The organism is Aurantimonas marianensis, assembly GCF_024195285.1.
In the GTDB taxonomy this organism is placed as follows: domain Bacteria; phylum Pseudomonadota; class Alphaproteobacteria; order Rhizobiales; family Rhizobiaceae; genus Aurantimonas; species Aurantimonas marianensis.
The window spans coordinates 1-5,609 of the sequence record NZ_JALHBS010000131.1 but is presented as its reverse complement, the minus strand read 5'-3'; the positions used below and the strand labels follow the sequence as shown (position 1 = coordinate 5,609).

Sequence of the window (5,609 nt, the reverse complement as noted above, 5' to 3'; positions counted from 1 at the left end):
GAGGTTCTTGTCGAACCATTCCAGCGTGTATTCGATCGCGGTCTCGAGGGCGCCCGGTTCAGGGAAAAGATGCGTCGCCCCAGGGACGATCCGCAGAGCCTTCTTGCAGCGTAGTTGGGCAAAGGCGTCCTCGTTGAGTTTCAACACCTCGCGGTCGGCCTCCCCGACGATCAGCAGCGTCGGCGCACTGACGTCACGCAGGAAGTCGCCGGCCAGATCCGGACGGCCGCCACGCGACACCACCGCCGCGATCCGTGTTCCGAGCCGGGCGGCCGCGACCAGCGCGGCCGCGGCGCCCGTGCTGGCGCCGAACAGACCGAGCGGCAGTTCGGACAGCCCTGACTCGCCCTCGATCCATCGCACGGCGTCAAGCAGGCGATCGGCCAGAAGCGGTATGTCGAAGACGTTGCGCCGATCCCCCTCCTCTGCCTCGGTCAGAAGATCGAACAGTAGCGTCGCAAACCCTTGTTCGCCGAGGACCTCCGCGACGGCGACGTTGCGGGGACTGAGGCGACTGGAGCCGCTGCCGTGAGCGAACACGATCAGGCCCCTGGCGTCATCCGGCGCCCGCAAGGTCGCCGAAAGTCCAAGCGGGGAAATCGTCGTCTCAAGGCGTCTCACCGGCTTTTCTCCTCGCTTTTGTGCACTAGTGGCCTGCGCCGCCAGCATCCAGCGGTGCACCGATGCGTCATTGACCTCCGTCAAATTCGGTCAGCCCCCCGCGTCGCGGGACGATCGAAGCAACTCTCGGCAAACGCCTTGCGCCTAATCAAAGACGCCGTTTGAGGAAACTGGAATGTTTGGCCGCCAATCGGTACCGGTTCGCGGCCGAACCGACTGCGCCTTCCTTGACCAAAGGACTTCTGACAATAGCCGACGCACTCCTGCTTGCTCGAATTCTTGCGCTGCTCCTCATCGCCAACGGCGCTCCGGTCCTCGCGACCAGGCTTCTGGCGGGTCGCCTGGCTATGCCGCTCGACGGCGGATCGACATTTTTCGACGGGCGTCGCTTGTTCGGCGCGGCGAAGACGGCGCGCGGTGTCGTCGCCTCGATTCTGTGCACCAGCCTGGCGGCCAGTCTTCTGGGAATGGGCTGGGGGCTCGGCGCGATTCTCGCCGCATCAGCGCTTATGGGCGACCTGTTCGCCAGTTTCAGCAAGCGACGGCTGGGCCTGGCGGTGCATGCGCGGGCGTTCGGGCTCGATCAAATCCCCGAATCCCTCTTGCCACTCTTGGTTCTCCAGGCTCGGTTGCATCTCGGCGCCGTCGATATCGTTGTCCTGACCGTCGCCTTCGTCCTGCTCGAAACGTTGCTCTCCGTCCTGCTGTATCGGCTCAAGATCCGGGATCGGCCTTATTGAGCTTATGCCCGCCGCAGTCGGTGTAGAGTCACTTCGGGCGGGCAGTTCAGCCTTACGTCCACGATCGAGGTGCCCGCGCCCGCCGATGTGTAGCCGGCCATGTCATGCCAGCACCACGGTCCCCTTGCCATGGCCCGCGGACTGTCCGCATCGGTCAGGATCGGAATGCCGCCCGGGAGGCAGATCTGGCCGCCATGGGTGTGGCCGCACAACATGAGATCGAATCCGGCATGGGCGGCGTGCCGATAGGCCTCCGGCGTGTGCGATAAGAGAATCGAAACGGCGTTCTGCGGGATATCGTGCGCGGCGCGATGATAGTTTTCGAGCCGGTAGAAATGCGCGTCATCGATGCCGGCGAGATAGACCGTCTCGCCGTCTCGCGACAGTCGAACCCACTCGTTGAGCAGCAGGCAGTAGCCCGCCGCCTCCATCGCCGGCACCATGCGGATGGTGTCGTGGTTCCCGAGAATCGCATAGACCGGGCCTGATAGATGCGGTCGCAAACGGCGCAGGTCATCGACCGCTGCCTCCCACGGGCCGAAGGTGAGCGCGCGATAATCGCCGGTGACGACGCACAGATCGTAGCGAAGCGGCGCGAGCAACTCCAGGAGGGACCCGAGAAAGCCGGAGCTCATCCCGAAGTGGAGATCGGAGAGTTGCAGAACGGTGTAGCCGTCGAATGCCGCTGGCAACCCCGCCAGGAGCACATCGTTGTGGCGGACCTCGATCGCGTGGGCGTTGCGCCGGCCGCGCCGATGCAGGCCGACGAGCTTCAGCCCGCCGCGGATCAGTCCATGGATCGAATACCAGTTTTCGATGTGAAAGAAATGCGTGCCCCTTCGGAAGACATGGGCCTCGTAGTCCCGCTCCAGTCCGAGCCGTTGTCGGACATGCAGATGTCCGATACGCGACTCGAGCAAAGCGAGCGCATCGCGCTCGTCCTGCGTCAGATCCGGTGATCTCACTGTTTCCGCCTTCTTTCCCGCTCCGCCGCGAGGGTTTCTCCCCGAACCCCGCTCTCGTCCCGAGAGGGACGGATCGAGGCGTGCCGCGAACCGCTCGTGTCCGTGGGCATCGCAACGTGCCGGCGAACATGCGGCTTCGACATTGATCCGCGTCAATGCGGCGGTCCGATCGATGTCGTTGTGTCGGTGGCGCCGCCGGTGCCGTGCGTATGCCGACAGGCAGTGCAGCGCGCGCAGCTCTTACGTATCGGTCTTCGGGAGAACAGGATGGACATAACGGACTAGCCCACCGCTCTCACGTCCCGCGGAAGCAACGTGCCCGGCGAGGAGGTTCGACAATGTCTTTGATCATCGATGGAAGGAGCCCGCCCGCCATGGCCGAAATAGATCTGAAGAGCCTGCTGGTTCGCTGCGCGACGACCACCGAGGTGGATTTGGACCTGATCGCGGATATCCGTCGCGCGTTCGAGGAGCACCTGCCCGCGGTGGCGGTGCCCGCCGACACCTTCGCCTCGACGGATGGCGCGCTGGCCCTCGCGGCTCGGGCCCTGCCCGGCTGGGCGGTGACCCTAAGAGGCAGCACGCATTCCGGCTCGCAATGGAGTTGTGTCCTGAAGGAGGACGAATCCCAGGACGACGATCAGACGATGGCGGCGGGACGCGGCGCATCGCCCGCCATCGCGATTTGCGCGGCCATCCTGCAGGTCATTTCCGGATACGAGAAAGGCTTCCGGTAGACGACACGGCCCCGCCTGGAAGCCTCCACCCGACCGGACCGAGGAAATCCGCTTCCCGCGCAGAACCAAGCGACGATCTGTCGTCAATGAAGATTCGAGATCGCTTGACCAATGTCATGGCCGACTGCCGACTGGCCTTCACAATCGCCGACGACGAGAGACGGCGGGAGATACGCAATGCCCAGTAGTGACATTCTCTGGTTCGAGGAAATCGCGCGGGACGACGTCGCCATGGTCGGCGGCAAAAACGCCTCGCTGGGGGAAATGGTCCGGAAGCTGACCCCCGCCGGTGTGGCGGTTCCCTCAGGATTTGCCACGACGGCCGGCATGTTCAGGCGTTTCGTCGCGGCCAACGGGATCGCGGCGATCATCCAGGATACGCTCGATCAGCGCAGGGCCGGCAAGATCGCGCTCGCCGAAGCCGGCCGAACCATCCGGGCGGCATTCCTGCGCGGCGACTGGCCGGACGAATCCGCCGCCGCGATCGCGAACGCCTACAAGGAATTGTCGCAACGCTCCGGCGTTGGCGATGTCGACGTCGCCGTCCGCTCCAGCGCCACGGCCGAAGACCTCCCGGATGCAAGCTTTGCCGGTCAGCAGGAAACGTTTCTCAACGTCGCGGGCCCGGCGATGGTGCTCGATGCCTGTCGGCGCTGCTATGCCTCGCTGTTCACCGACCGCGCCATCAGCTATCGCGAGACGAAAGCTTTCGACCACCTCAAGGTCGCGCTGTCCGTCGGCGTTCAGCGGATGGTGCGCTCCGACCTCGGCAGCTCGGGCGTGATGTTCTCGATCGACACGGAAACCGGATTCGACCGGATCGTGATCATCAATGCGGCCTGGGGGCTTGGTGAAAACGTCGTTCAGGGCGCCGTCGATCCGGACGAGTACCAGGTCTTCAAGCCGTTTCTCGACAATCCCCGGCTCAGGCCGATCATCCAGAAGACGCTCGGTGCCAAACAGATCAAGATGATCTACGCCAAGGAAGGCGAGCGACCGGTGAAGAACGTGCCGACGTCGCGCGTCGAACGGCAAAGTCTGGTGCTGGGTGACGCCGATATCCTCGCGCTCGCCCGTTGGGCGCAGGCGATCGAACGCCATTATGGCTGTCCGATGGATATCGAATGGGCGAAGGACGGCCGCGACGGATCGCTCTTCATCGTCCAGGCGCGTCCCGAAACCGTGCAATCACAACGAACCGCCGGTGCGCATGAAAGCTACCGGCTCGGCGCCCATGGCCGGACGCTCTGCAAGGGCCTGTCGATCGGAGAGGCGATCGTCTCGGGATCGGTCTGCATGATCCGCACGCCAGACGAGATCGACCGCTTCGTGGACGGCGCCATACTGGTAACCGAAACGACCGATCCCGATTGGGTGCCGATCATGAAGCGCGCGGGCGCGATCGTCACCGATCACGGCGGGCGCACTTCGCATGCGGCGATCGTCAGCCGTGAGCTCGGCCTGCCGGCCATCGTCGGCACCGGCGACGCCACACATGTTCTGCACGACCAGCAGGCGATCACGGTATCCTGCGCGGAGGGCGACCAGGGCTTCGTCTATGACGGCGACGCGGAGATAACGGTCGAGGAGAGTGATCCCGGTGAGGCGCCCGCTACGCGAACCGAGATCATGCTGAATCTCGCCAATCCGGCGGCCGCGGCGCGCTGGTGGCGGCTGCCGATCGACGGCGTCGGTCTTGCCCGCATGGAGTTCGTCATCAACAACGCCATCAAGATCCATCCGATGGCACTGGTGCATTTCGCGGCGATCACCGACACGGCCGCCCGGGCCGAGATCGAGGCCATCACGCGGGGTTACGCCGACAAGCCGGCCTTCTTCGTCGACAGGCTGGCCGAAGGTCTCGCCCGCATCGCCGCCGTCGCGCACCCCCATCCCTGCATCGTGCGGATGAGCGATTTCAAGACCAACGAGTATGCCCATCTCGTTGGCGGAGAGGGCTTCGAGCCGGAGGAGGCGAATCCGATGCTCGGGTTTCGCGGTGCCTCGCGCTACTACTCGCCGCGCTACCGGGATGGCTTCGCGTTGGAGTGTCGCGCGATCCGGCGGCTGCGCGAGGAGATGGGCTTTGCCAATGTCATCGTCATGATCCCGTTCTGCCGCACGCTCAGCGAGGCCGACCGGGTGCTGGAGGTCATGGCGGAGAACGGGTTGAAGCGCGGCCAGGACGGGCTTCAGGTCTATGTCATGTGCGAGATCCCCGCCAACGTCATCCTCGCGCGCGGCTTTGCCGAACGCTTCGACGGCTTCTCCATCGGCTCCAACGACCTGACCCAGCTGACGCTCGGCGTCGACCGCGATTCCAGCCTATTGGCCGAGCTGTTCGACGAAGAGGACGCGGCGGTGAAATGGATGATCCGCAGCATGATCGACGCGGCTCGCGAGGCCGGCGCGAAAGTCGGCCTCTGCGGTCAGGCCCCGAGCGACAATCCCGCCTTTGCCGCCTTCCTGGTCGAATGCGGGATCGACTCGATCTCCGTCAGCCCGGACAGCTTCGCCGCGGTCAAGCAGCATGTCGCGCGCGCCGA

At 64.8% G+C, this 5,609-nt stretch carries 5 protein-coding genes; 3 read left to right on the top strand and 2 right to left on the bottom strand.

From position 1 onward, the window contains the following. Positions 1-621 (bottom strand): dienelactone hydrolase family protein (locus MJ956_RS18610; protein WP_253965914.1); only part of this gene is annotated, 621 nt, incomplete at its 3' end. 227 nt (positions 622-848) lie between these two features. Here MJ956_RS18610 and MJ956_RS18605 point away from each other — a divergent pair. Next, positions 849-1,361, top strand: coding sequence for a CDP-archaeol synthase (locus MJ956_RS18605; RefSeq protein ID WP_253965913.1), 513 nt, complete (start codon positions 849-851; stop codon positions 1,359-1,361). Between the two features lie 2 nt (positions 1,362-1,363). Here MJ956_RS18605 and MJ956_RS18600 read toward each other — a convergent pair whose 3' ends face one another. Then, positions 1,364-2,326, bottom strand: coding sequence for a metallophosphoesterase (locus MJ956_RS18600; protein WP_253965912.1), 963 nt, complete (start codon positions 2,324-2,326; stop codon positions 1,364-1,366). Positions 2,327-2,700: 374 nt separating this feature from the next. Here MJ956_RS18600 and MJ956_RS18595 point away from each other — a divergent pair, with 374 nt between their 5' ends. Both MJ956_RS18595 and ppsA read left to right on the top strand, forming a co-directional pair. Continuing rightward, positions 2,701-3,063 (top strand): hypothetical protein, encoded by a 363-nt coding sequence (locus tag MJ956_RS18595; protein ID WP_253965911.1) that lies wholly within the window; start codon positions 2,701-2,703, stop codon positions 3,061-3,063. A gap of 177 nt (positions 3,064-3,240) precedes the next feature. After that, on the top strand, positions 3,241-5,609 hold a 2,369-nt coding region (ppsA, locus tag MJ956_RS18590), incomplete at its 3' end, for a phosphoenolpyruvate synthase (protein ID WP_253965910.1).

Excerpts from the sequence above, each read along its gene's own strand:
- MJ956_RS18595 (WP_253965911.1), top strand. The coding sequence starts at position 2,701 with ATGGCCGAAATAGATCTGAAGAGCCTGCTGGTTCGCTGCGCGACGACC.